This is a genomic window from Sphingomonas flavalba, from assembly GCF_004796535.1.
In the GTDB taxonomy this organism is placed as follows: domain Bacteria; phylum Pseudomonadota; class Alphaproteobacteria; order Sphingomonadales; family Sphingomonadaceae; genus Sphingomonas_L; species Sphingomonas_L flavalba.
Genome location: NZ_SPHY01000006.1, coordinates 38,836 through 65,811 on the forward strand (window position 1 = coordinate 38,836; position 26,976 = coordinate 65,811).

Annotated in this window: 19 protein-coding genes; 3 read left to right on the top strand and 16 right to left on the bottom strand. The window is 66.5% G+C overall.

Features of this window, described 5'->3' with window-relative positions; genetic code table 11:
• Nucleotides 1-8: 8 nt before the first annotated feature.
• The 3 genes from E4A53_RS07580 to E4A53_RS07590 form a co-directional block, all read right to left on the bottom strand.
• Entirely contained in the window at nt 9-2,297 is a 2,289-nt protein-coding gene (locus E4A53_RS07580; RefSeq protein ID WP_136162495.1) for a TonB-dependent receptor, read from the bottom strand.
• Between the two features lie 168 nt (nt 2,298-2,465).
• Nucleotides 2,466-3,770: an amidase family protein gene (locus E4A53_RS07585; RefSeq protein WP_136162496.1), complete on the bottom strand. Its 1,305-nt coding sequence runs from the start codon at nt 3,768-3,770 to the stop codon at nt 2,466-2,468.
• Nucleotides 3,767-5,272, bottom strand: a complete 1,506-nt coding sequence (locus E4A53_RS07590; protein WP_136162497.1) for an aldehyde dehydrogenase family protein — start codon at nt 5,270-5,272, stop codon at nt 3,767-3,769. The genes E4A53_RS07585 and E4A53_RS07590 overlap by 4 nt, the downstream gene beginning before the upstream one ends.
• Before the next feature lie 238 nt (nt 5,273-5,510).
• Here E4A53_RS07590 and E4A53_RS07595 point away from each other — a divergent pair, with 238 nt between their 5' ends.
• Nucleotides 5,511-6,503, top strand: coding sequence for an AraC family transcriptional regulator (locus E4A53_RS07595; protein ID WP_136162498.1), 993 nt, complete (start codon nt 5,511-5,513; stop codon nt 6,501-6,503).
• Nucleotides 6,504-6,520: 17 nt separating this feature from the next.
• Here the strand turns inward: E4A53_RS07595 and E4A53_RS07600 are convergent, their stop codons facing one another.
• From E4A53_RS07600 to dapA, 8 genes are all read right to left on the bottom strand, one after another.
• A complete protein-coding gene (locus E4A53_RS07600) occupies nt 6,521-7,897 on the bottom strand; it encodes an FAD-binding oxidoreductase (protein WP_136162499.1) in 1,377 nt (458 codons plus the stop codon).
• Entirely contained in the window at nt 7,897-8,889 is a 993-nt protein-coding gene (locus E4A53_RS07605) for a 3-hydroxybutyryl-CoA dehydrogenase (RefSeq protein WP_136162500.1), read from the bottom strand. Before E4A53_RS07605 ends, E4A53_RS07600 begins: the two co-directional genes overlap by 1 nt.
• Nucleotides 8,879-9,961 carry an NAD/NADP-dependent octopine/nopaline dehydrogenase family protein gene (locus E4A53_RS07610; protein ID WP_136162501.1) on the bottom strand — a complete coding sequence of 361 codons (1,083 nt, stop codon included), beginning with the start codon at nt 9,959-9,961 and terminating at the stop codon, nt 8,879-8,881. The genes E4A53_RS07605 and E4A53_RS07610 overlap by 11 nt, the downstream gene beginning before the upstream one ends.
• 181 nt (nt 9,962-10,142) lie before the next feature.
• Entirely contained in the window at nt 10,143-10,517 is a 375-nt protein-coding gene (locus E4A53_RS07615; protein ID WP_136162502.1) for a response regulator, read from the bottom strand.
• Between the two features lie 101 nt (nt 10,518-10,618).
• On the bottom strand, nt 10,619-13,030 hold the full coding sequence (locus E4A53_RS07620; RefSeq protein WP_136162503.1) for a hybrid sensor histidine kinase/response regulator: 2,412 nt from the start codon (nt 13,028-13,030) through the stop codon (nt 10,619-10,621).
• Nucleotides 13,031-13,061: 31 nt separating this feature from the next.
• Entirely contained in the window at nt 13,062-13,628 is a 567-nt protein-coding gene (locus tag E4A53_RS07625) for a DUF2062 domain-containing protein (RefSeq protein ID WP_239018182.1), read from the bottom strand.
• Complete coding sequence (smpB, locus tag E4A53_RS07630) at nt 13,621-14,103, bottom strand: SsrA-binding protein SmpB (RefSeq protein ID WP_136162504.1); 483 nt, start codon at nt 14,101-14,103, stop codon at nt 13,621-13,623. The genes E4A53_RS07625 and smpB overlap by 8 nt, the downstream gene beginning before the upstream one ends.
• The gene (dapA, locus tag E4A53_RS07635) at nt 14,103-14,978 is read right to left on the bottom strand and encodes a 4-hydroxy-tetrahydrodipicolinate synthase (RefSeq protein ID WP_136162505.1); all 876 of its coding nucleotides are present in this window, start codon (nt 14,976-14,978) and stop codon (nt 14,103-14,105) included. Before dapA ends, smpB begins: the two co-directional genes overlap by 1 nt.
• A 124-nt stretch (nt 14,979-15,102) precedes the next feature.
• On the opposite strand from dapA, the gene E4A53_RS07640 reads away from it, so the two are divergent.
• Nucleotides 15,103-17,028, top strand: a complete 1,926-nt coding sequence (locus tag E4A53_RS07640; RefSeq protein WP_239018183.1) for a lytic transglycosylase domain-containing protein — start codon at nt 15,103-15,105, stop codon at nt 17,026-17,028.
• 4 nt (nt 17,029-17,032) lie between these two features.
• The gene (gene greB, locus E4A53_RS07645) at nt 17,033-17,521 is read left to right on the top strand and encodes a transcription elongation factor GreB (protein ID WP_136162507.1); all 489 of its coding nucleotides are present in this window, start codon (nt 17,033-17,035) and stop codon (nt 17,519-17,521) included.
• 270 nt (nt 17,522-17,791) lie between these two features.
• Here greB and E4A53_RS07650 read toward each other — a convergent pair whose 3' ends face one another.
• From E4A53_RS07650 to E4A53_RS07670, 5 genes are all read right to left on the bottom strand, one after another.
• Nucleotides 17,792-19,186, bottom strand: coding sequence for a M24 family metallopeptidase (locus E4A53_RS07650; protein ID WP_136162508.1), 1,395 nt, complete (start codon nt 19,184-19,186; stop codon nt 17,792-17,794).
• Between the two features lie 197 nt (nt 19,187-19,383).
• Nucleotides 19,384-20,298, bottom strand: coding sequence for a dihydrodipicolinate synthase family protein (locus E4A53_RS07655; protein WP_136162509.1), 915 nt, complete (start codon nt 20,296-20,298; stop codon nt 19,384-19,386).
• Between the two features lie 150 nt (nt 20,299-20,448).
• The gene (locus E4A53_RS07660; protein ID WP_136162510.1) at nt 20,449-22,062 is read right to left on the bottom strand and encodes an amidohydrolase family protein; all 1,614 of its coding nucleotides are present in this window, start codon (nt 22,060-22,062) and stop codon (nt 20,449-20,451) included.
• A gap of 53 nt (nt 22,063-22,115) precedes the next feature.
• Nucleotides 22,116-23,720: an amidohydrolase family protein gene (locus tag E4A53_RS07665; RefSeq protein ID WP_239018184.1), complete on the bottom strand. Its 1,605-nt coding sequence runs from the start codon at nt 23,718-23,720 to the stop codon at nt 22,116-22,118.
• Nucleotides 23,721-23,827: 107 nt separating this feature from the next.
• Nucleotides 23,828-26,686, bottom strand: a complete 2,859-nt coding sequence (locus E4A53_RS07670) for a TonB-dependent receptor plug domain-containing protein (protein WP_239018185.1) — start codon at nt 26,684-26,686, stop codon at nt 23,828-23,830.
• Nucleotides 26,687-26,976 lie beyond the last annotated feature (290 nt).

The window sequence follows — 26,976 nt, forward strand, 5'->3', positions numbered from 1 at the left end:
CTCGTGCATCAGAAGGAAACACCGGCCTTGGCGTAATATTGCCGGCCACGATCGAATGCCTGCATGTAGAAGCCGAAGCTCGGCTGATAGTCGCCGAACACCCGGAACTTCTTGTTGCCGATATTGTCGACGCCGAAAGTCAGCGAATAGACCCGGCTCGGGTCCTGCCAGCGGATGCTGGCGTTCACCACGCTGTAGCCCGGCTGGTAGAGCAGCGGATCGTTGATGCCGTTGGCGTTGGTGAAGAAGCCGGAACGGTAGGACCAATCGACATGCGGCGTCAGCAAGCCCACGCTGCCTAGTTCGTTCTCCTTCTCCGCCGAGGCGCTCAGCGTCCATTTCGATACGAGCACGAACCTGGAATCCAGTGTCAGCCCCTGCACGCCGGCGTCCAGCCGCTTGAACTTCGCATCGGTCAGGCCGACCGCAGCATTAAGCCGCCAGCCGTCGCCGGGGGCGAAGTTGCCCTCCATCTCCAGCCCCTGGATGCGCGCCTTGCCGGCGTTGGTGATGAATGGGCCGACCCGGCTGGCGTCCGCGACCAGCAACTGCATGTCCTGATAGTCGGTGTAGAAGGCGGCGGCGTTCAGACGCAGTCGGTTGTCGAGCGCCATCAGCTTGAAACCGGCTTCATAGGAGTCGACGGTTTCCGGCCTGAAGCTCGGCAGGCTGGCTTCCGGCGGGAAGATGCGCTGGGTGTAGCCGCCGCCCTTGAAGCCCTGCGAATAGGTCGCATAGAGCATCAGGTCGGGCTGGACCTGATAGGACAGGCTGACCATCGGCGTCCATTTGTTCACGTTCGCTTCAACCGTCTGGTAGGGGACGGTCCGCGTGCCGGTCGGAATGTCGAGGAACGGCAGCAGCGTCGAGACGACATACTGGTCCGGCAGGTAATCCTTGCGATCCTCGGTATAGCGGATGCCGCCGGTCAGGGTCAGCGCATCAGTGACCTTGAAGCCTAGCTGGGCGAAAGCCGCCCAGTTCTTGTAATCGTAATAGCCGCCGGACTGGGCCGACACGACCAGGAAGTCGATCGGATTGATGTCCTGGCCTTTCTCCTTGAAGAAATAGAGGCCGGTCACCCAGTTCAGCCGCCCGTCCATCGTCTTGCCGACGAACTGGAATTCCTGGCTGAACTGCTTCTGGGTGAACGCGTCGTAGACGTGGTTGATACCCAGGTTCGATCCGTCGCGATCCTGCGCGAAGCTGCCGTTGATCCGGCGGACAGCGGTGATCGACTTCAACTGTATGTCGTCGGCGATCTCGTAGGACGCGGTCAGCGACGCCGACCACAGCTTCAGGTCCGAAAAGGTCGGCCCGGTCGAATAGTTGGTGTCGTGGCTGTAAAGGCGCTGGTTATAGCAACTGGTGTTGGTCACCGCCGCCGCGGTCAGGCAGTCGGCCGGGTTGCCGAAGCCGGTCGCGATGAAATTCTGCAGCGTGACGAAGCTGCCGGCCTCGTTCGGGTCGATACCGGTGATGACCACCGGCGCGCCATGGCTCTTATCGCGGGTGTAGTCGCCGGACAGGGTGATCTCCAGCCCGCTGTCCACCGGGGCAAGGCGCAGCGTGCCGCGAATCGTGCTGCTATCCTTGTTGCCCAGCTTCTTGCCCAGCGCCGGCGCGTTCACATAGCCGTCCTGGCGGAATATGCCGCCGGCCACCTTGGCATACAGGCCGTCGGCCAGCGGCCCGCTGACCATGGCGCGCAGGTTCACCAGGTCGTCGGTGCCATATTTGAAATCGCCCTTCACCCGAACGTCGCCGTCGGGCTGGATCGTGGTGACGTTGATCGCGCCGCCGATCGTGTTGCGGCCGAACAGCGTGCCCTGCGGCCCGCGCAGAACCTCGACCGAGTTGACGTCGATCAGGTCGAACACCCCGCCGACGGTGCGGCCCAGATAAACACCGTCGACATAGATGCCGACGCCCGGCTCCACTGTCGGCGCAAAGTCGCTCTGGCCGATGCCGCGGATATAGACCGCCGCGTTCGACGCGACACCGCTGTTCGACGGGATGTTGGCGAAGGTCAGGTTAGGGGTGAAGTCCTGGATGCGGTTGACCTGGGCGATGCCCTGCGCCTCCAGCCGCTGGGCGCTGAACGCGGTGATCGAAATCGGCGTGTCCTGCAGGTTCTCGGTCTGCTTGCGCGCGGTGACGGTGATCGTCTCCAGCGCATCGGCGCCCGGCGCGCCACCCTGCTCCTGCGCCAGCGCGGCACCACTCGTCGTGGCGAGCAGCCCCGCCAGCAGCACCGATGACAGCGCGCGATTCCCGTTCGAACTGCCTTTGGCCATACTTCATCCCCCCTTATGCCTCATCGCCTGTCAGCCGGCGGGAACCGCCGGCTGCGGCCGGATTAGTGGGGGCAGTCTCTCAATTCGCGAATATGCCTGCTATCCGCATTCTGAAGGCATTGTGCGTTTTTGGGCGTCAAAAAGACGCCAGGCGCATCGCGATACCATTCAGCCGGCGGCCGGAAATCCGTCCAACGCCATCAGGTCGCCGGCCAGCGCAAGCAGCATTGCGTCGGCATGGCGTGCGGCGCTCAGCATCATGCCGATCGGTAGGCCTCGGTCGTCGCGGCCGAACGGCAGGCTGATCGACGGCAGACCCGCCATGCTGTCGGCACGGGTGAAGCGGGTCAGCGTCGGGAACGTCGGCGCCTGCTCCCCGTTCAGCGCGATGCTGTCACCGCCGCCGATCAGTGGCGCGGTCACCGGCGTCGTCGGCAGCAGCAGCGCGTCGATCTCGTCGGCGAACAGCGCGGCATAGGCGCGGCGCAACCCCGGCCATTCGCGACCGATCGCGTCGGCATAGCGTGCGGCGGTTACCGCCTCGCCGCCCGCCGCCAGCGCCAGCAGATGGGCAACGTCCGGGGTGGCGACGGCAGCGAGCAGGTCCTCGAACGGCCGCCCGGTCAGCGCCGGAGTAGACGCGCGCAGTGACGCCTGCGTCTCGTGCAACGCGATCGCGAAACCACAGGATTCGTCGATCGCCAGGATCGGCGCCAGATCGACAGGGACGACAGAATGCCCCGCTGCCACGACCAGAGCGACACAGCGCCGATAAGCGTCGGTAACATCCGGTTCCATTGGCCCCAGCACGGCTTCCGTAGCGATGCCGATCCGCACCGGTCGGTCACGCGGCTCCAGCGCCGCGGTCTCGCCCGCCAGAATCGCGTCTGCCCGCACGATCCGGCGCAGATCGTGCGCCATCAGCCCGATCGTGTCGCGGCTCGGGGTCAGCGCGATCATACCGTCTGCCGGATAACGTCCGGTCGACGGGCGAAAACCGATCACCCCGCAGAACGCCGCCGGAATCCGCGCCGATCCGCCGGTATCGGTCACCAGCGCCAGATCGCCAAGGCCGACCGCCAGCGCCGCCGCGCCGCCGCCGCTCGATCCGCCCGCCACCCGGCCGGGCGCGTGCGGGTTGGCGATCGCGCCGGTCCAGCCGTTGGCACCGGTCACGCCGAACGCCAGTTCATGCAATGTCGTCTTCAGCGGAAAGCTGGCGCCGGCCTCGCGCAGCAGGCGCACCGCCGCCGCATCGCGCCGCGCCCGCACCCCGGCGAACAGCGGCGTGCCCGCCGTCCATTGCAGGCCGCGCACGGCGATATTGTCCTTCACATGGACGAAGGGCGCGCCGTCGGCGGACGGCGCGCCTTCCCGTACCAGCGCGGCGGTATCGACCTCTGCGATCGCGTTCAGCGCGGCGGCACGCTCGATCCTTGCGCCAAGCGCCGCCGCAGCGCCGCCCGCCGTCATCCGAGCGCCATGGTGACGGACTTGGCCTCGGTATAAAGGTCGCGCGCGGCATGGCCCAGTTCGCGGCCGTAACCGGACATCTTGACTCCACCGAACGGCACCGCCGGGTCGAGCAGATTGTGGCAGTTCACCCACACCGACCCTGCCTTCAGCTTGCGCACCACCTGGTTGGCAAGACCCAGGTTGTTGGTCCACACGCTGGCGCCCAGCCCATAGATGCTGTCATTGGCCAGCCGCACTGCGGCGTCGACATCGTCGAACGGCGTCGCCGCCAGCACCGGGCCGAAAATCTCCTCGCGGTAGATCGTCATGTCCGGCCGCACGTCGGCGAACACCGCCGGCTTGAAGAAGAAGCCCGGCCGGTCGACCGCGTCGCCGCCGGCGACCAGCCGCCCGCCCTGCTTCCGGCCGGATTCCAGATAGGCCTGCACCCGCTCGCGCTGCTTGGCGGAAACGAGCGGCCCCATCTGCGCGTTCTGGTCGAAGCCGGAACCGAGCACGAAGCTCTGCGCGACGTTCGCCAACCCCTCCATTACCGCGTGGTAGATCGGCCGTTCGACGAACAGCCGCGATCCGGCGGTACACACCTGGCCGTGGTTGAAGAACACCGCCTGCGCCGCGCCCTGCACCGCCATGCCGATGTCGGCGTCCTTCAGGATGACGACCGGCGACTTGCCGCCCAGTTCCAGCGACACGCGCTTCATCGTGTCGGCGGTCCGCCGCTGGATGATCTGGCCGACCTCGGTCGACCCGGTGAAGGCGATCTTGTCGACGTCCGGATGGTCGACCAGTGCCGCGCCCGGCTCGGCATCGCCGGTGACGATGTTGACCACGCCATCGGGAATGCCGGCCTCGCAGATCAGCTCGCCCAGCCGAAGCGCGGTCAGCGGCGTATCTTCCGCCGGCTTCAGCACCACGGCGCAGCCGGCCGCCAGCGCCGGTGCGATCTTCCACACCGCCATGACCAGCGGGAAATTCCACGGAATGATCTGGCCGACGACGCCAACCGGCTCGCGCAGCGTGTGCGAGGTGAAGCTGACGTCCGGTACATAGGCAAAGGAAGGCGAAATCGTCGTCCCCTCGATCTTGGTCGCCCAGCCGGCCATGTAGCGTAGCGAATCGATCGCGATATTCAGGTCGCCGTAGCGCGCCATCGGCAGCAGCTTGCCGTTGTCCAGCGTCTCCAGCTCGGCCAATTCGTCGGCATGCGCCTCGACAAGGTCGGCCAGCTTCAGCAACAATCGTTCGCGGTGGACCGGGCGCAGAGCGGACCACGCCCCTTCGAACGCCCGCCGCGCCGCCTTGACCGCGCGGTCGACATCGCCGGCGGTGCCGGCCGGCACGGTGGTGATCGCCAGCCCGGTCGCCGGGTCGGTCACGGTCAGCGTCCGGCCCGATTCGGAATCGACCCACTGACCGTCGATCAGCATTTGAACAGGGCCCGAAACGAACGCGCGCGCCGCGTCCCCAAGCCGATTCTTCTGGTCAACGACGTCCGCCATAACCGCTCCTTGCCGTGATGAATGAATAGGATGTGCTAAGCGGAGCGCGAAATCCACTGCTATCCGAAACGCGCATGAGCAAGCCGCAAGCCGCACGATAAGGCTGATCGCACAGACCCGTTTTTGCTTGACATTTCGACTAATTTGCCCGCCCTTTGCAGGCAACAGAGAACTGCGACGCTGGTGTCGACCGCATAGAGGCCACCGCCCGCGGTCGAGCGGCCGGCAAGGAGGGGTTATGCTTTCCTGCGCCGATGGGAGTGCCCGCGTTCAAAAGCCGGTATTCCAGTCCCGGAACCCGGACGAGGTCGTCGACTACGTCGCGCGTGCATTGGCGCCGCACCGCATGGACGCGCATAACCCGTCGCAAATGGCGGCGAAGCTCAGCTGCTTCGAAATCGCGTCGGCGCGGATCGTCAACATCTGCTACGGCACCGACGTGTGGATCGACCCCGGCGAACTGGAATCGCATTTCCTCGTCCATGCCGCGATGCAGGGCACGACCTCGATCTGGTCGGGCGGGGTGCGCGGCGAAATGCGGCCGGACAACCTCTACGTCAGCTCGCCCGGCATGCCGATCAAGATCCACATGACGCCGGAATGCAGCCACCTGACGGTGCGCATCGCCTGGTCGGCGATCGAGGATTACCTTGCCCGGGTGATGCACATATCGACCTCGCGGCCGCTGGTCTTCTATCCAGCGCGCGAGCGTGGGCAGGACCTGCCGGTCGCCTGGCGCAGCACGCTTGGCTACATCATCGACCAGACCCACGCGACCCCGGCGCTGATGGCGAACGACCGCACCCAGAAGCAATGCCTGACGCTGCTGATCGAAATGCTGCTCAGCCATTATTCCAACAGCTATTCCGACCGGATCGCGCTCAGCGGCAACGACGTCGCGCCCTGGCATGTCCGGCGCGGCCGCGACATCATCCACGAATCGCTCGACCGGGCGATCTCGGTCAGCGAGCTGGCCGAGCAGGTCGGCGTCAGCGTGCGCAGCCTCGAAAACGGCTTCCGCCAGTTCGTCGGCATGACGCCGACCGAATATATCCGCCGTCACCGGCTGGAAAAGCTGCACCAGGCGCTGATCGACGAGGACGAGGACCGCAGCGTCACCGAGATGATGCTGGAATGCGGCATCGTCAACTTCGGCCGCTACGCCCAATACTACCGCCGTCAGTACGGCTGCCGCCCGTCCGAGACCCTGCGCAACCGCCGCCTCGTTTGATCCGCCTGTCCGGGCGCTCACTCCGCGCCAAGCAAATCCTCGAAAATCCGTCCCGGATTCAGGATCCCCTTCGGATCGAGCGCGGCACGCAACCGGCGCATCAGCGCAATTTCCTCGGCCGAGCAACTGTGGCCCAGCCAGGCGCGCTTCAGCATGCCGATGCCATGCTCGGCGGAAACCGAGCCGTCCATCGCGCCGACCGCGTCGTAGACGATCCGCTCCGCTAGTGCCCGCTGCGCCTCGTCGGCCAGCGCCAGCGCCACATGCAGGTTGCCATCGGCGATATGGCCGAAGAACAGCGGCCGGCTGCCCGGAAGTTCGGCGCTCAACGCTGCGCGCAACTGGTCGACCAGCGGCCCGATCGCCTGCAACGCGACGCTGACGTCGAACGGCTCGACCAGCGGCATCGTCTCGACCAGCGGCCCGATCGCGTCGCGCACCGCCCACAGCCGCTGACGGTCGCGCTCCGACTGGGCGACGACCGCATCGGAAATTATCCCGTCCGCCAGGCAGGATTCCAGCGCCGCCGCCAGCGCTCCGTCCGCCTGCCCCTCGACCTCGACCAGCGCGGCCAGCGGCGGCGGCGTGGCGAACGGGCTGCTTGCCCCCGGCAAGGCCGCAGCCGCCGCCAGAAACTCCCCCCACATCAGCTCGAATGCGCCCAGCTGTCCCGGCAGCGCCCGATCCAACCGGCCGAGCAGAGCGACCGCCTCCGCATAATCGCCAAGCGCGCACAGCACCGTCTCGCGGCGGATCGCTGGCGGCCGCAGGCGCAGCACCGCGCGGGTGACCACGCCCAACGTCCCCTCCGCACCGACGAAAAGCTGCTTCAGATCGTAGCCGCTGTTGTTCTTCAGCAGCCGGTTCATCGCCGAAATCACCGTGCCGTCGGCCAGCACCGCTTCCAGTCCCAATACCTGGTCGCGCATCATGCCATGACGCAGCACTTGATGGCCGCCGGCATTGGTCGCGATCATCCCGCCGATCGTGCAGCTGCCGCGCGCACCGATGTCGACCGCCAGCCGCCAGCCCGCCTCGGCCGCCGCCGCCTGCGCCGTCGCCAGCACGCAGCCGGCGCCGACGGTCATCGTGCCGGCGACCGCGTCGACCGCCTCGACCGCCGCGATCCGCTCCAGCGACAGGATCAGTTCGCCGTCGCGGGGCAGCGCGGCGCGCGTCATCCCGGTCCGGCCGCCCTGCACCACCACCGGCTGCCTAGCGGCGTGGCAGGTCGCCAGCACGAAGGCGACCTCCGCCGTATCCCCGGGCCGCACCACCCCCACCGGCCGGCCGGCCACCCCGCCGCTCTCGTCGTCAAGATAGCGCGGCTCGACCGCATCCGGCCCGTGGACATGGCGGGCGCCGATCCGCGCCGCGAGGACGGCAAGGACCATCAATCGCCGCCGGACCGGAATTTCGGCATCAGCTCCCGCTGGCGCAGCAGCGCGATGAAGTCGTTCAGCCGCCGGTCGCGATAGGCGCCGACATCGACGCCGGCATAATCGTAGAACCCGGCGCCGTCGCGCAGCCCGCGTCGCTCCTCCGCCATATTGCGGCCAATGACCGGCGGCGCGGTGAAACGGTGCGCATCAACATGCTCGGACAGGAAGGCGCTGGCATGGTGCAGGATGTCGCCGCCGCCCCAGTCTATGAACTCGAGCAGGCCGAGCACGGCAAAACGCAGGCCGAAGCCGACGCGGATCGCGGTATCGATGTCCTCGGCGGAGGCAACGCCCTCCTCCCACATCCGCGCCGCCTCGTTCATCGCCAGCGCCTGGATGCGCGGCACGATATAGCCGGCGCCCTTGCACACCACCGGGATCTTGCCGATCGCGGTCAGCACCGCGCGCAGCCGCGCCACCGTCTCCTCCGCCGTCGCGGCGGCGGGTGAAAGCTCGACCAGCGGCATCAGATAGGCCGGGTTCAGCCAGTGGGCATTGAGGAAGCGCTCGGGCCGCGCCACCATCGGCGCCAGCAGGTCTGGCGCGATCGTCGACGTGGTCGAGGCGATGATCGCGTCGGTGGCGGCGTGCGCGGACAGCACGGTATAGCAGTCCCGCTTGGCGTCCAGCACCTCCGGCACCCCTTCGAACAGGATGGCGGCGGCGGGCAGCGCCGCCGGCGCCGCGTCGCACCCGAAGAAGCCGATCCGCGCCATCGCCGCGTCGGCGCCGGCGCGGTCGATCGCGCCGATACCCGCCAGGAAATCCAGGTCGCGGCCGATCTCGGCGCGCGCATCCGCTTCCAGCGCGGCCAGCGCCTCCGCCGCCCGCGGCTTCAGGTCGAACAGCATGACCGGGTGCCCGGCGGCGGCGAAGGCGATCGCGATGCCCCGCCCCATCCGCCCGGCCCCGACCGCGCCGATCGGTTCCCGCTCAATAGCCATCGTGTAGGAATTCCTTCATCGCCGCGCGGTCCATCCCGGCCAGCCCCAGCGCCTCCAGCGTCCGGCCCTTCGCATACAGGTCCTCGCCGACGATCGCAGAGCCGATCGCCAGCAGTCCGGCCGCGATCGGCGTCGGCGCCCCGGCCCAACGCCCGATCGACACGATCATGCTCAGGCCCAGCGCGGTGTCCTCGCGCATGTAACGATGGCTTTTCAGCTCGATCTTTTCGCGCCAGTCGCCGCTGTCGGTCAGCTTCTCGTGCGCCGCCTTGCCGTACATCCACTCGTCGCCGTCGGTCGCGTAATGGTCGGCCAGCGGGAAGTGCGGCGCGCCGTATGACAGCGCCTCGCGCACCGCGATCCGCTCATTGTCCAGCGCGGTGGTGACAGCCCGGATCGACGGCTGCGTCCCTTCGTTGTGGATGTCCCAGGCGGGAAAATGCTCCAGCGGCCCGGCGTTCATGATGATCAGCGGCGGGTGGATGATCGGCCCGGCGTTCATCAAGCCGCCGGACAGTGCGTCCTCGATCCGCTCGACCGCCGGATAGACCTGCTCCAGCACGGCGAAGGCGTGGTCCGCGTTGCGGGCCGGAAACACGCCGGTCGGCAGGCGGGTCGCATACACGCTGATCACAATCTCGGCCGGGCCGTGCTTGCGGACCAGATAGGGCAAAGTGCCGGTTTCGGCAAAGCTGGCGTCGGCGTCGTTGCCGGCATCCCTCGCCGCCTTGGCGAACAGGATCGAACCCAGCGTGCCCGGCGGCAGGAACACCACCTGCCCATCGCGCCAATAGGGCGCCGCCGCCGCCGCCAGCCCCGGCTGGGCCACCGCCGGCAGTGGGATAACCACCGCCTCGGCAGCGCCAATCGCCTCTTCCAGCGACGTCGTCGGGTGGACAATGGCAACATCGCGCTCGCCCTTGAAATCGCGCACGCGGATCGTGCCGCTGGCCAGCACCGGCGCCAGTGCCTCGGCATCGCGCCGCCAGAACCAGACCTCATGCCCGTTTTCGCTCAGTTCGGCCGCCGCCGCATAGCAGCCGTTGCCGCCGCCCAATACCGCCACCCGCATCCGCCGTGCCTCCTATTTCTACATGTCACACTCTTGCCAAACCTGTCTGGCCCGGCCCGATGGCGCCAGCTATGCACTATCGGAAAGGACCGTGCGTTATCCGCAGAAAAGCGCCGGGCGACACTCGACAAAAGGATGAATAGTGAACGAATGAGCACCCACCGACATTACGGTGTCCATGTCAGTCGCCAGCGGTGAGCAAGCGGCTGAATACCGTCTTCATCTCGTCGAGCGTGTAGGGCTTGGCCAGCACCGGGGCGGCGGCGTGGCGCGCCGGAACATTATGTCCGTCGCCACCCGTCGCCAGCACGAACGGCACCCCCCGCTCCGCCAGCCGGTCGGCGAGGGGCCACACCACTTCGCCTTCGCGCAGGTTGACGTCGAGCAGCGCCGCGTCGAACCCGCCCGCCTCGGCCAGCGGAGCGGCATCGGCTAGGCAATCGGCCTGCGCGGCAACGCGATAGCCGAGCGCGTCGAAATAATCTTCGACCAGCATCGCGATCAGCGGCTCGTCCTCGACGAGGAGGATCGCCGGGGGTGCGGGGTCACGGGTCATCGCGCTGATGGATAGGCAGGAAATGCCCGGCCGGCCAGCCCCCATCAGGCGCCATGTCCTGCGTTCGGAACGGAACGACGTCGTAGCGAACGGCGATCGCGCTATTTCGGCTCGATCAACTTGCGCGCCGCCTCAGCAAGTTGCTGAACCGAAAAGGGTTTGGGAAGGAACTCCATCCGATCCAGGTCGATCGACTTGCGCAGTTGCTCCTCGGCATAGCCGGACATGAACAGCAGCGGCAGGTCGGGGTGCCGGGCGCGGGCCTCGCGCGCCATCGTCGGGCCGTCCATCGTCGGCATCACCACGTCGGAAATCAGCAGATCGACCGCGATTCCTTCGGCCAGCCGTTCCAGTGCCTCCTCGCCGTTGGTGGCAGTGACCACCTTATAGCCGTGGCGGGTCAGCGCCCGTTCGGCGACGGCGCGGACCATGTCCTCGTCCTCGACCAGCAGGATGGTGCCGCTGCCCCACAGTTCCCCGGTCCGCGCCTTCTCGCGCACCGGCGCCTCCGCTTCGGTCGGGTCGGCGCGATGGACAGGCAGGTAGAGGACGAAGCTGGTGCCCTTGCCCTCCTCCGATTCCGCGAAAATGAACCCGCCCGATTGCTTGACGATGCCGTAGACCGTCGACAGGCCGAGGCCGGTGCCCTTGCCGACTTCCTTGGTGGTGAAGAACGGCTCGAAGATCTTGACCAGATGCTCTGCCGGAATGCCAACGCCGGTGTCGGTGACGCGCAGCGCGGTGTACTCGCCGACTGGCATGATCTCGTTGTTCAGTTGGCGCGAATCCTGCGCGGAAACCGGGTAGGTCTGCAGGGTCAGCGTGCCGCCGCCTTCGCTTCCAGCCTGCATCGCGTCGCGCGCGTTGACCGCTAGATTGACGATCACCTGCTCCAACTGGCCTGGATCGGCGCGAACCGGCGCCAGGTTGCGGCCGTGGTTGATGGTCAGCATGATCGTCTCGCCCAGCAGGCGCTTGAGCAGGCTCGACACGTCGGACACGACATCGGGCAATTGCAGCACCTGCGGGCGCAGCGTCTGCTGGCGTGAAAAGGCGAGCAATTGGCGGGTCAGGCTGGCGGCGCGGTTGGAATTGGCCTTGACCTGCTGGATGTCGTCATAATCGCTGTCGCCGGGCGTATGACGCATCAGCATCAGGTCGCAATGGCCGATGATCGCGGTCAGGATATTGTTGAAATCATGGGCGACGCCGCCGGCCAGCTGGCCGACCGCCTGCATCTTGGTCGCCTGCGCGACCTGCCGCTTCAGTTTCGATTCCTCGCTGTTGTCCTTCAGGCTGAGCAGCACCGCCGCCTCGCCCAGCCCGCGCGCGCCGGCGATCGACAGCGCCACCGTCTCCTCCGGCCGCGCCCGCAGCCTGACCGCGATATCGCCGGAATAATGCTGGCCGGCGGCAAAGCGGCGGACCGCATCGGCCACCGCCGCCTTGTCCTCGCGCACCACAAGGTCGCCGGGGTAGACCGGCGGCGGCGCGTCGCCGACACCGGCCGCCTTCAGGAACGCGCTGTTCAGGAACAGGAAGCGGCCATCACGGTCGGCCAGCGCCAGTGCAAAGGGCAGCATCGAGAGCAGCGCTTCCAGATGCGGGGCGGCACCGCCGTCAGCGTCGATCCGCGGCGCGGTGTCGTCGTCGATCAGGAAAATCAGCGTCGGACTGTCCGCCGCGTCGCGCTCCAGCGGCACCTGGATCAGCCGCAACGGAACGCTGCCCGCTCCCTGGCGCGCCAGACGGACGATGCCGCCGGCATCGGTCTGCAGCAGATTGACGAAGCTACGCCCCTCGATCGCCGCTTCGGCGCGGCCGGTGGCGCGCTGGGCGAATACGCGATTGGCAGCGCGGATTCGCCCTTCCTGCCCGACCAGCACCGCCATCACCCCGGATTCGCCCAGCCGGTCGCCGCCGCCACCGGACACCAACCGTCGCGCTTCGGCCACGATGTCGAACCCTACGGCGGGCCGGAACCGCCAGATCAGATGGTCGTCGCTGCGACCGCTGCGCACCACCTCGACCTGCAACTGGATCGTGTCGCGGGCCAGCCGGTCGACATAGCCGGCGCCATCGCGCCAGGCGGCCCGCGCCGCCTCTGTCAGCCGGGCGATCGCGGCCTCACCGACAGGCAGCGCCGGCGGCGTCGGAAAGCCGGAAAACCAGACGCCGAACAGGTCGTTGGCACAGACCAGTTGCCCCGCGCGGTCGGTGATCGCAATGGCGGTCGCATCGCTTTCCGCGGCCTCGCGCATCAGCGACCAGTCGGTTGCCCCGCCGGCTGCCAGCGTCGCCGGATACAGTTGGCGATAGATGTAGAGAAGCCCAGCGATCGCGATCACCGCGGCCAGCCAGCCGGCAGCAGCAGCGAAGCTGCCCAGCGCCCAGAGCACCAGCAAGGCGGACAGCAGCCCGGCACCGACCGCGATCAGCGCCAGCGCCCGGCCGCGCCCATCGACGCCGCCTGAAGCGGATGCGATCAGCGGGGGGCGGAACGGGGCGTTCATGCCGCCACCCTAGCCCAGCCTGCCGCCGGTTTCACCCCCGCCGCCGGCCGTGGCCGCGCGCGCGCCACTTGCGGCCGATCCACACCCGCCAGGCCAGCGCCGCCGCCACATAGCCGACAATCCCGGCAATGACCGATATCGTCGTCAGGCCCAGCAGAAAGGCCGGCGCCGCATCGGACAGCAGCCAGCGAGACCACTCGGACAGCGGCAGCCCTTCGCGCACCATCATCAGCAATTCGCCGGGTTGGGCATGCATGCCGAACACCGCGCTACCGACCCACAGCGCAGCGATCACCAGTAGCGGCGTCGTCACGGGGTTGCTGGCCAGCGTTGCCCCGGCGCAGAGCGGAACGTTCGCGCGGAACGGGATCGCGATCAACGCCGCCGACACCGGCTGGACGACCGGTATCATCACCAGAATGCCGACGAACAGCCCCAGGCCGATCGCGCGCGGCACCGATCGGCGGGTGAACCGCCACAGCGCCGGGCGCAGCAGCAGGTGCGCCACCGGCCGCAGCCAGCGGTTGCCCTCCAGCTCCTCGCGGCTGGGCATCAACCGGCGGATCGTGTCGACCGCCCACGTCTTGCTTCTAGCCACGGTCCCTCAACAGCCGCGATTGCTCGCGTTTCCAGTCGCGTTCCTTCTCGGTGGAGCGCTTGTCATGCAGTTTCTTGCCCTTCGCCAGCGCCAGCTCCACCTTCGCCCGCCCGCGCGGGTTGAAATAGATCGACAGCGGAATCAGCGTCATGCCCTCGCGCTGCACGGCATTGCGCAGCTTGTTGATCTCGCGTTCGTGCAGCAGCAGCTTGCGGGGGCGCTTCGGCTCGTGATTGAAACGGTTGCCGTGGCTGAACTCCGGTACATTGGCATTGATCAGCCAGACTTGATCGTCCTTCACCTCGGCGTAGCTTTCAGCGATCGAACCTTCGCCGAAACGCAGTGACTTCACCTCCGTTCCAGTCAGGGCAATACCAGCCTCGAAGAACTCCTCCAGAAAATACTCGTAGCGCGCGCGCCGGTTCTCGGCGACGGTTTTGATCTTCTCGAATGCCGCGGGCTTCGGCCGGGCCATCAGACCAGCTCGGCAATCTCGAGCGCGGCATCCACCTTGGCGCGGGCCGCCGCAGACGGCGGCGTCATCGGCAGGCGCAGCTCCGCGCCGATATCGGGCCGAACCCGGTTCAGCGCATATTTGACCGGGCCGGGAGACGCGTCGGCGAACAACGCGGCGTGCAGCGGGAACAGCCGATCCTGCAGCTCCAGCGCCTCCGCCCAGTCGCCGGCCAGGCACGCCGCCTGGAACTCGGCGCACAACCGCGGCGCGACATTAGCGGTGACGGAGATACAACCGCGCCCACCCATCACCATCAGCGCCAGCGCCATGTCGTCATTGCCGGACAGCTGGCAGAAATCCGTCCCGCAGGCCAGCCGCTGGGCGGTCACCCTGCCGGCGACGCCAGACGCATCCTTGATGCCGACGACACCGGGCAGCGCCGCCAGCCGGCCGACGGTTTCGACCGAAATATCGGTCACCGTCCGCGTCGGCACATTGTAGAGGATGATCGGCAGGTCGCAACGCTCGGCCAGATAGGCGAAATGGGCGTAGACCCCATCCTGGTTCGGCCGGTTGTAATAGGGCGCGACGACCAGCGCCGCCGCCGCCCCCTCGGCCTGCGCGAACTTCATATGTTCAAGCGCGGTCATCGTGTCGTTCGATCCGCAGCCGGCGATCACCGGCACCCGCCCCGCCGCCTGGGCGACGGTCAGCGCGATGACGCGGTGGTGCTCGTCGATGTCCATCGTCGCCGATTCGCCGGTGGTGCCGCAGGGGACCAGCGCGCTGCTGCCGCTCTCGATCTGCCAGTCGATCAGCGCGCGCAGCGCCGTCTCGTCGATCGCGCCGTCGCGAAACGGCGTCACCAGGGCCGGAATGGATCCGGAAAACATGGCGTGAATCCTTCACTTCTGCTTCGTCACGCCGCATAGTACCGGCATGCGTAGAGGGCCTCGTTCATCGTCAGATAAGGAGCGTGGGGGCAACCTGTCCAGCATGGTTGTTCGTGTTTCCCTGATGGCGCTGCTTCTCGCTGCGCCCGCGCCGCTCGCGCTCCAGCCGATCCAGGCGCAACCGACGGCAGCGTCGCTTGCCGCGGTCGGCCCGGCGATCATCGAATGGAACCGCTTGCGCCAGAGCGATTCCCTGTCCTTTTCGGCCTATGCCAGCTTCCTGGCCGCCCATCCCGGCTGGCCGGGCGAGGCCGCGATGCGCCGCACCGCCGAGCGCGTCCTGACGCCCGAAATGATGGAGCCGCGCCAGGCGGTCGCTTTCTTCGACCGCTTCGCGCCGCTGACCAACACCGGCCAGGCCCGCTATGCGGAGGCACTGGCCACGATCGGCCGGCAGGACGAAGCCCGCGCCGCCGCGCGCAAGGCATGGACCTCCGGCTCGCTGTCCACGGCCGACGAGGCGCGGATGCTGACCGCTTTCGGCGGCAGCTTCACCCCGGCCGATCAGGATGAGCGCATGGACCGGCTGCTGTGGGCCGGGGCAACCAGCGCCGCCGCCCGCCAGCTGCCACTGGTCACTATTGCCCGCCGCCCGCTGTTCGAGGCGCGCCTGGCCATGCGGACCCGCGCCGCCGATGCCGCGACGAAGGCCAACGCCGTGCTGCCCGCCGCCCTCGGCGACGCCGGCTATCTCGCCGACCGGGCATTGTGGCTGCGCGCGACCGGCCAGGCCGGCGCCGCCCGCCAGCTGCTCGCCCAGCGCCGGCCGCTGACCGCCCGCCCGTCCGAACCGGTCAAATGGTACGAAATGCTGCTCGCGGTGGCGGAAGACGCGCGGGCCAGCGGCCAGCCGCAATTGGCATGGGACATCGCCCGCCAGATCGACGACGCCTTCCCGCCCGGCACGGACCTCCGCAACCAGCCACTGCCGGTGCGCGATCGCTACACCAGCCTTGCCTGGTTGGCCGGGATGACGGCGCTGAACGATCTGCACCGCCCGGCCGATGCCGTTGGCCTGTTCCAGCGTTACGCCGGGGCGGCAAAGACCCCGCAGACCCAGACCAAGGGCTATTACTGGGCGGGGCGTGCCGCGAAGGCCGCCGGCCGCAACCCAAGCGCCCATTTCGAACAGGCCGGCGCCTTTGCCGATCAGTTCTACGGCCAGCTCGCGCTGGAGGCGCTTGGTCGGCCGCTGCGCCCGCCACCCGACATGCCCGCCGACCGCCCGTCGCCGGGGGAACGCCAGGCGTTCATGAACCGCGAAGTGGTGCGCGCCGCCCGTTATCTCGGCCAGACCGGCAACTGGCGGGACCAGACACTGTTCGTCCGGGCGATCGCCGAAAGCGTCGACAGCGGCGTCGATCATGCGCTGGCGGACGAACTGTCGCGAACGCTCGGCCGCCCCGATCTCGCGGTCATGGTCGGCCGCGCCGCGCGCAGCGACGGGCGCAGCGATTATGCGCGGATCAGCTATCCGCAGGTGCCGGTGCCGTCCGACAGCACGCACGCATGGACGATGGTCCACGCGATCGCCCGGCAGGAAAGCCAGTTCGACCGCGACATCGTCAGCCGCGCCGGCGCGCGCGGCCTGATGCAGCTTATGCCCGCCACCGCCGCCGAGACGGCGCGCAAGCTCGGCATCGCCCATGATCCGTCGGCGCTGTCGGACAGCGGCTACAATATCCGGCTGGGCGCCGCCTATTTCCAGCGGATGCTCGACTATTACGGCGGCAGCCATGTGCTCGCCGTCGCCGCCTATAACGCCGGGCCGGGCAATGTGAACCGCTGGCTGAAGGCGAATGGCGATCCGCGTACCGCCGGCGTCGACACGATCCAGTGGGTCGAGAGCATCCCGTTCAGCGAGACACGCAACTATGTCCAGCGGGTACTGGAAAACGCGGTCGTCTACGATCTGCTGAACCCGCAGCGGACGCGCACCGCGTCGGCGGCGTCGCTGTCTGCCTATCTCGGCGCCCGCCCGGCTGGCTGACCCGGTGGACCGGCCCAATTACATCACCCTGGCCGGCTATGCCGCGCTGCGCGCCGAATATGAGACGCTATTCGCCGTCGAACGTCCGAAACTGGTCGAAACCATCAGTTGGGCGGCCGGGAACGGCGACCGGTCGGAAAACGGCGACTATATCTACGGCCGCAAACGGTTGCGCGAGATCGACCGCGCGATCAACCGGCTGTCGCGCAAGATGAAGGCGGCAAGGGTCGTTGACCCCACCGCCCAGCAGGATCGCGGCCGCGTGTTCTTCGGCGCGACGGTGACCGTCGCCGACGAGGACGACCGCGAACGCACAGTGACGATCGTCGGCAATGATGAGGCGGACGCCGCCGCCGGCCGCGTCGGCTGGGATTCGCCGATCGCCCGCGCCCTGCGCGGCTCCGCCGTCGGCGACCTCCGCCGCCTCCGCCTCCCCGCCGGCGAGCGCGAATACGAAGTGATCGCGATCAGCTACCCGGCCGCTAAGCCCTAGTAGCGATCCAATCACCGCGATCCCGACACGTGCGATGCAGAGCCGGAAGTCGGTCGCCGGATCGACGTTGGGCACCTATCAAAACGCACTCCCGCGGAAGCAGGGGGGCATCGGCGACGTGTGGGGTGCGGACCTTGGAACTGCTTTCGCGGGCGCGCCGGCGGCGGCGGTACCGCTCGCATCCCAGCGACACCCCAAAAAAACAGGGGCCGAACCGACGCGCATGGCATTGACGTCGGTTCGGCCCCTGCCCTTGCGTCCACCGTCTTGTCAGATTTCGATGAACGCCCACTCCTCGGACCAGGGCAGCCGCGACATCTGCCGCGACGGCCCGTCATCCTTGACGATGAATCCGTCGGAGAAGTTCGCGCCGGTGCCGGTTTCGGGGTCGAACATCCCCGGCTCGACCGAGAACATCATGCCGGTGTCGAGGATGGTGTGATCGCCCAGCGACAGATAGGGCGGCTGGTGCCCTTCCATTCCCTCGCCATGGGCCGGGCGGTGATAGATGTATTTCTGCATCCCCCGGTCGATCTGCATCTTGTGAATCGCATAGGCGACATCGGAGCAGGGCGTGCCCTTGCGCGACAGGTCGAGCTGCATCAGGCAGCCGTCGCGTGCGGTCTTCCACACCTTGTCCATATGGTCGGTCCGCGGCGCGATCATATAGGGCCGGTACAATTCACCACCACAGCCGCCGATACGGACGACGCCCGCCACCTGCAGCGCCTTGCCCCGTTCGATCTTGTTGTAGAAGAACTGGTTGGGGTGTGGATAGCCCGTCGCCTGCCCGATGCGGCAACCGATGTTCACCTGGATGCCGACCGCGTTATGCGGCTTCCCGTCCCGCTTGATGTCGGCAAGGATCAGCTCGGTGCCGAATTTCCGAGCGGCATGCGAAATCTCGAAATCGGTCAGGTCGGTGCCGTGGGTCAGGACCAGGTCGCGCGCGAAGGCGTGGATGCGGTCGAAATAGCTGTAGGCGCGGCGCGTCAGCGCGATCTCCAGCGGCGTCTTGCGCTGGCGCAGGTACATGCAGTCGCCCGCCGCCGACGCCATCGGCGCACCCAGCACGTCCGCCACCGTCTTCTGTTCGGACGCCAGCAGCTCGCGATCGGCGGCCAGCTTCTTGCCGGCGAATCCGCGCTTCTTCAGCCCTTCCAGCATCCAGCGCCACAGGTCGTTCTGCGGCCCTTTCTTCAATATGCCTTCGTTCGGCATCGTCCCGGCAACGTCGAGCCAGTCGAAATACATATCGCCGTCTTCATACCACCACTCCTGGATCAGATCGCGGTCCAGCGCAGGGTAGAACCAGATCGGGTGGTCGCCCTTGGTCGGGATGAAGCAGTGGATCATCCGTTCCGTCGTGGTGTGGAACAGGCCGGTGAAATAGATGACGTTCCACTGGTTGGTCAGCAGGATGCCGTCGAGCCCGGCCGCCGCCAGACGCTGCTGCAGCACCTGCGTCCGTTCCTTGCTCCAACTGAGCGGAAGCCGGTCGATCGTGGTCGGCTCCAGGTCGTCGGGGGGAAGAAACAGCTTGGCGGACTCGCTTCCGGTCGGAAGGTCGCCCTTGTCCGCAAGCCTGTTCGCGACGACCGCTCCCGCCGCACCGCCGGCGACGACGCCAAGCCCGAGTCCTCCGATGAATTGACGACGCTGCATAGCATTCTCCCCGTTTCAGTTGGTTGATCGATTTACTTCCGCATTACTGGAACTTGCCTTTCATATTTCACGCTCGCAGGGAGCGGGCAGGACGGCGCGACAAAGCAAGCAAGACCTCAGCCGACATGGCTTTGCACATTCCTTGCGGCCGGCCGAAGCTTTCCGCCCCGGCGATCGATGCCGGGGCGGAAAGGCTGTCAGAAGCCGTACTTCGTCAGGTCCGGGCGGTTCTCCAGGCCGCGCTTGATGATGGCGAGCGCCTGCGCTTCCTCGTCGCCGACCAGCGGATAACGGGGCGCGCGAACGACCGGGGACGTACCCCGCACGACATGCTCGGCAAGCTTGATTTTCTGCACGAACTTCGGCCCGATATCGAGGCTGAGCAGCGGCAGGAACCAGCGATAGATTTCCATCGCCTCTGTGATGCGGCCTTCGCGCACCAGGCGATAAATCGCCACCGTCTCGCGCGGGAAGGCCACGACCAGCCCGGCGATCCAGCCGACGCAGCCGAGCACCATGCTCTCCAGCGCCAGGTCGTCGACACCAATCAGCAGCTTGTAGCGATCACCGACCAGGTCGATGATCTTGTTGATCCGCCGCGTATCGGCCGACGATTCCTTCACCGCGACGAACTTCTTCTCGTCGGCGAGCATCTGGAAATGCTCGGGCAACAGGTCGACGGTATACGCGACCGGGTTGTTATAGAGGATGATCGGCAGCTCGGTATTCGCCGCGATCGTGCGGAAATAGCCCATCGTCTCGCGCGGATCGGACAGATAGCGCATCGCGGGCAGGACCATCAGGCCCTCGACGCCAGCCTTTTCGACCCGGCGGACGAGGTCGATCGCCGCCCGCGTCGAATCCTCGGCGATCGTCATGATGATCGGCTTGCTGCCCGCGGCTTCGGCGACGGCGGCTTCGGCGATCGCCACCTTCTCGTCGGCGGTCAGGCTGCTAGCCTCGCCCAGCGATCCGCAAACGATCACGCCATCGACACCGGCGTCGATCTGAAAGCGGACATCGTCCCGCACAGCCTGGATATCGACGTCCTCCGCGGCGTCCATTTTGGTGGTGATGGCCGGGAATACGCCTTCAAAATCACTCGCGTTCATTTCATGTCCTTGTTCAAGAGCCGTACCGGCCGTCCATAGCTGGTCTCCGTTACAGAATATAGTATACGATTTTATCGATCGCGATACAACCGCTATTTCGCGGCCGTTCCGCGCGGGGGCGCTTCACCGAAAAAGCAGACTGTGAGCGGGTCAATCGCTGGCGCCAGCGGCGGCCTTCTCCTGCGCGACATACCACTTCGCTTCGCGCAGCAGGGCTTGCGCGTCGTAGGCCTCCCCCTCCTTGATCGTCCAGATGACGCCGCCGCCACTCCGGTCGGTGCCGTAATGGGCAAAGCCGGCCCCGTAGAGCAGCTTGAAGTTGTCGAGCGGATTGCCGTCGACGACAACGAGGTCGGCGATGCAGCCCTGGCGGATGCCGCACAGCCCTTTGTCCAGCCCGGCAACCGCCGCCGAATTGGTCGTCGCGATCTTGACCACGTCGAGCGGATGAATCCCGGCCTGCTGCATCAGTTCGAACTCGCGGACCGCGCCGAAACCATAGAGCGACTGCTGCGACCCGCTGTCGCTGCCCAGCCCGACCAGTCCGCCCTTCGCCCAGAAACGGTGCAGCCAGCGCATCCAGCGTTGGTAATTGTCCTTCCAGGCGATCTCGTCCGACGTCTTCCAGTCGGTGTGGAAAGATGCGTGGACGTCCGCACGCGGGCGCCACTGGTCGAGCATCGTCGGATGGACCAGCGTTTCCCGCCAGGGTAGCGTTACCACCCGCATGAAATCGGTCGACGCCTCGTAAATCGCGAAGGTCGGCACCCATGCCGTCTTGTTCGCGATCAACTCGTCGATGACCGCTTCCAGCGCGTCGGGGTCGGCGTCCGCCTGTTTCCACAGGTAGCCGGCCTGACGGAACCGCTGCAATTCGTCGAGATAGTTATAGTCGTAAGGAAAATTCTGCGTTCCCGACAGCGCCGCATCGGGCACGCCGTACCAGTGCTCTATGCTGGTCACCCCCGCCTGCGACGCGACGCGCGCGTCGGCTTCCGACACTTTCAGGTCGACCATCACGCCGCCCATGCCCAGCTTCGCCGCCTCGTCGGTGATCGCGGCGATCACGTCGGGATAGGTGCCGGGCCCATGGCTGATCTTGATGCCGTCGGCGCCCTGCGACCGGTATTGGCGGACCAGGGCGCGCGCTTCGTCCGGCGTATGGCCTTTGTCGCGGGTCCGCGCCGTGTTGGGCCAGCGTTTGTAGATCTGGACGCGCGGCGCGATGATGCTGTGCGCGTCCGACAGCCGCTTCTGCTCGACCAGTGCGGGAAAGTCGCTGGCGCCCGCGTCGCGCAGGGTCGTAAAGCCGTGCCCCAGCCACAGGCGGAACGCATAGGCGTAGGAATGCGCCCCCGCCTGCCGCGCATCGGGAATGTGCGCGTGCAGGTCGAACAGGCCGGGCAGCACATATTTGCCGCTGGCGTCGATGACGACGTCGCCGGTCGGCCGCGTCGCCAGCCCCGATCGGGCGGACACCGCGTCGAACGGCACGATGTCGACGATCCGACCCTGCTCGATGATGATATCGACCGGGCCTTCCGGCGGCACGGCACGGCCGCTCGCCGGGGTGCCGCGCCCGGTGACCATGATGCCGCCGCGCACGATCATGCGCTTGCCGGTCACCGCCTTGGTCGTGCCCAGCGGGATCGGTTCGGCGCCGGCGGCCGGCTCGACCACCGTCTCGGCGGCGGCGGGATGCCCCACGACCATGCCGCAAAGGGCAATAGCGAGCAGAGAGGGGGATAGACGAAATGTCGTCATCGCTATTGGTCCTTTCCGGCTGGGTCGTGGGGCAAGTGCGCGCGAACGGCGCCCTAGGGCAGTTGCTCGCCGTTATGGATGGCCATTTCGCCCTGCGGCATGCCGCGTTCGGTCTTCTGCCGGGCGACCATTTCGCGAACGTCGGCGCGCAGCTTGGCGGCGTCGTAGATGATGCCGTCCTTAATGGTCAGGGAGATGCCGCCGATCTTGTCGACCTTGCCGGTGTCGTCGTTCAGCTTGATCGTGCCGGTGCCGAACAGCAGTTTCAGGTTGGCGAGCGGATTGCCCTTCACCACCACCAGGTCCGCCTTGCGGCCGACGCGGATCGTGCCGACCTGGTCCTCGACGCCGAGCACCTGCGCGCCGACCTGGGTCGCCGCGTGGATCACCTCCAGCGGGCTGAAACCGGCCTCGCGCAGCAGCTGCATCTCCTGGATGTAGCCAAAGCCGTAGAGATTGTAGATGTAGCCGCTGTCGCTGCCGACCGCGACCTTTCCGCCCTTGTTTTTGTATTCGTTCAGGAATTTCATCCAGTACTGGTAATTTTCTTTCCACGCCATTTCATGTTCGGTCGTCCAATCGAACCAGTAGGCGCCGTGGTTGACGCGGCTCGGGCGGTAGAAATCCCACAGCGCCGGCATCGTGTATTCGGCATGCCATTCGGCGCGGCTCATCCGCATGAAATCGCGGCCGGTCAGATAGGCCGTCATCGTCGGAACCAAGGCAAAGTCACGCTCGAGCAGCTTGCCCATCACCTCGTTCCACTTGTCCGACCCCGGCTGGGCCGCTTGCGCCCACAGCCGCCCGGCTTCGCCGAAGCGCATCATCTCGTCATTGTTGATGAAATCGCCGGGGAAGGCCTGCAGGCGCTTGTCGGTGAACATCGCCTCGGGAAGCCCGTACCAGTGCTCCATCGACTCCAGCCCTTGCGCGGACGTGTCGAGCACATTGGCATAGGCGACGACCGGCTGCGCGTGGTGCATCGTCGTCCGCAGGTCGATCTTGTTCGCCTCGTCGATCGCGGCGAACAGCACGTCCTTCGCACCGCCGATGAACTTGATGCCGTCGGCACCGCGCCGCTTCGCTTCCTGGATGGTGGCACGCGCGGTTGTCGCGTCGTTGATCAACTGACCGCGGCGGATGTCGTGGAAGAACGGATAGATATGCAGGCGCGGCGCGACGATTTCGTTGCGGGCGCTGCGCTCCTTGATTGCTTTCAGCCACTCGATCGGGCCGCCGCTGCCCAGGTCGCGCGCGGTGGTGATGCCATGCCCCATCCACAGTTTCAGGATATATTCGGACGGGACGTTCTGGCCCTGGCTCAGCGTGTGCAGGTGGACGTGGGCGTCGACGAAGCCGGGCATCACGTAATGTCCGGTCAGGTCGACCTCATAGTCGCCTTTGGCGGCACGTGCATTGGGGTCGATCGCCCCCGGCGCGCCGATCGTCTTGATCTCGGCGATCTTGTCGCCCGACAGGACGATGTCAGCCGGCCCCTGCGCCGGCGCGCCCGTCCCGTCGATATAATAGACATTGCGCAGGATGATCCGGTTGTAGGGGCCGACACCTTCGGTGCGGTTAGGGATCGGATCGGCCTGCAGGGCGCCCGGCGGGTCAGCCGCGATGGCCGACCCTCCGCCGAAGGCGACCGATGCCATCATGGACAGCAGGACGAGCTTAACCCCCCGTATGCGCCTTTTTTCGCTACGCATTTTCGTCTCTCCTAGATCGAATATTCCGATATTTCGAATGTGTGTCGGCCAACTTAGAACTTGAAACGAACGCCAAGGAAGTAACGGCTACCGATGACGTCATAGAGAGACGGGTCCGTATTGGCGTCGCCGGCAAGGACGGTGCCCATGATCGGCGGCTTTTTGTTGAAGATATTGTCGATGCCGGCGACGATCTCAGCAAAGCTGGTGATCCGGAACTGCGACGACAGGTCGAAGTAGTATTGCGGGCTGGTCCGCTGCACCGCCGCCGTGATCCCCGGATAGAGCTTCAGCACGCCGACCCGCCGCATGCTGCCGCGCAGGGTCAGCGGGCCGCTGTTGTAGGTCAGGTTGGTCTTGAGGCTCAGCTTCGGCGTGCCGTAGATGCCGTAGCCGGTACAGCCGCCGCCCATCCGGCCCGCGCAATCGCGCTTCGGCTGGCCGGCAAGCACCTGGGTCGACCGCTCGAGCATCCAGCTGGCAACGACCTGGAAGTCGAGCCGCGCCAGATCCCCGCCGATTGCCAGCGCATCCGGCAGGTCGACACGATAGTCGATCTGCGCGTCGATGCCGCGCACCGCCAACGTACCGATGTTCTGCAGGTTGGTCGCCACATAATCGACCTGGCCGTTGGGCAGCCGGACGATGGCGCGGCAGGTCGTCGAATTCGGGTCCAAGTTGATGAAGCAGTCGGTCAGCGTCTGATCGGTGTTAACGCTGGCGATCGCCCCGGTGACGTCGATGTTGTAATAGTCGACGGTCAGGTTCAGCCGGTCCAGGAAGGGCGGGGAAATCACCGCGCCCACCGTCCAGGTCTTGGACTTTTCTTCCTGCAGCGCGGGGTTGCCGCCGGTCAGGGCCGTCATGCCGACCGTTCCCTGCTGCCAGTTGGGCAGGTCCACCGCCGGGACGCCCTGCGAAATGCATAGCTGCTGCTGGGCGGATGTCGGCTGGCGGGTGGCGACGCACGGGTCCTCGCCCGATCCGTAGGAACGGCCCATCGGGCGATAAAGCTCGTTCAGGGTCGGCGCCCGGATGGCGCTGTTATACGCGCCGCGGAAGCGGAGCCAGCGCACCGGCGCCCACTCGCCGCCCAGTTTCCAGGCGAACACGCTGCCGATCGTCGAATAATCGGCGTAGCGTGCCGCACCCTCGATCGCCAGCGAGTCCGCGAACGGCACGTCGGCCAGGATCGGCACGCGGGTTTCGCCGAAAAACTCCTTCAGGTTGTAGGACCCGCTCGCCGCCGCCAGCGACGACGGACCGTATTCGCCGGCCAGGTCCTGCGGGCTGGGCAGGAAGCTGTAGCTGTCCTTGCGATATTCGACGCCGATCGCGATCGGCACCGGCCCCGCCGGCATCTCGAACAGGTTGCCGCTCAGCGAGGCGCCAGCGACGGTGCGTGAGAAGGATTCGACGCTGGCGCGCGGCGGGGTCAGGAAAGTCGCGGCGGACGGATCGAGCACGTCGATGCCGAACACGCTCGCCGGAACACAGCCGCGCGACGTGTCGCGGCAGACCACCTGCCCGCTGCCGTCGACCACCGAGTCCAGCGACTGGGCCAGTCGGGTCAGCGAGATCTGCCCGGTGTTCAGCTGGTCGGTCCGGCTGTGCTGGTACTGGAAGAAGCTGTCCCAGCGCCAGGTACCGCTGCCCAGGCCGAACTCGCCGCGCAACCCGCCGGTCAGGTTGTAGGACTGACGTTCATACGCGTAATGGCGCGGGCCCAGTTCGGTTGAACGCCGGTTGGCGTTGATGACGATCGCATCGCCGTCGGCGTCGGTGTCGAATACCGCGGCGTTGTCGACGAAGAATTGCCGCACGGCCGGGGCCAGTGTCGGGTTGGTCGCGTAGTTGGGGATCAACAACTGCGTGCTACCGAGACCAGGCGTCTGCAGCGTCGACTGGTCGGGCGCCTGCTGAAAGGCGTTGACGTTGCGCATGTAGAACGCCTCGGCATAGGCCTCGACGCCATCGGTGATCTCGTAATGGCCGAGCGCCGAAATCTGGGTCCGCTCCAGCGGCCGCAGCAAATAGTTGTCGGCGGAATAGTTGAATGCGTTCTGCGGGGTACAATAGGGCAGCACCTCGCCGTTGACGCCGAAACGGATGCCGGTGATCGCGGTGCACGGGCCGCTCGGGGTCAGGTTGACGCCCTGGAGCTGCGCCAGCGTCGACGCGGTCAGGCCGATGCGCGTGCCGGGGATGCTCCCGGAACCGCCGGGAACCAGCTCGCCGTTGATCGTATCCAGCGCCACCGACGAGAATCCGCGATGCTGCTGAAACACCGGCTTGCGCTTGGTGTAGGACATCGACAGCGTGACGTTGCCCCGCCCCTCGTCCAGATTGGCGCCGACCGTCGCGTCGATCTTGTGCGACGCACCATCATTCTTGAACGTCTCTCCGTACAGGTAATTGAAACCGAAACCGGAAAAATCCTTCTTGAGCAGGAAGTTGACCGCGCCAGCGATCGCGTCGGACCCGTAGACGGCCGACGCGCCGCCAGTGACGATCTCGACGCGCTCGACCAGCACGTCGGGAATGCTGGCAAGGTCGACTTGCCCGTCGGAATTGGCCGGGATGAAGCGGCGGCCGTTGATCAGCACCAGCGTCCGCGTCGCCCCGAGGCCGCGCAGGTTGGCGGTCAGCACACCAGACCCGCCGGCGGCGTTGACGTTGGAATTCTGCCCGGCGGCAAGCTGCGGGAACTCGTTCAGCGTGTTCTCGATCGTGACGCTGCCCGACAGTTGAAGGTCGGCGCCGCCGACGACCGTGGTCGGGCTGGGCGCCGCCAGATCGGTCCGCACCAGGCGCGATCCGGTGACAATGATGTCTTCGTGGACGGCGGTCTCGGCCGGGGCATCCTGAGCCGAGGCGACCTGCACCGGGACCAGCATCGTGCCGATCAGCAAGGCGGTTGCGATACCCCGCCGACGTGCCCCTCGGAACCGCGCGCGCGCACTTTCGCTGTCGTGATTTTGCATAACTCTCCCTCCAGTTTTCGTCATGTTTTTTTGGGCCCCGGTCGCACAGATTATGACCTTATTGCCGCGTATGAGACGTATACTATATATCGTCTACACCCTGTCAAGGTGATGAACTTTTAAAAATTATGTGGTTATTTTCAGTATATTATTATTATATCTTAATAAATTTTCGAGGATAGGATTTTTGAGAAAATTTGCCCTTTTACCTGCCCCCC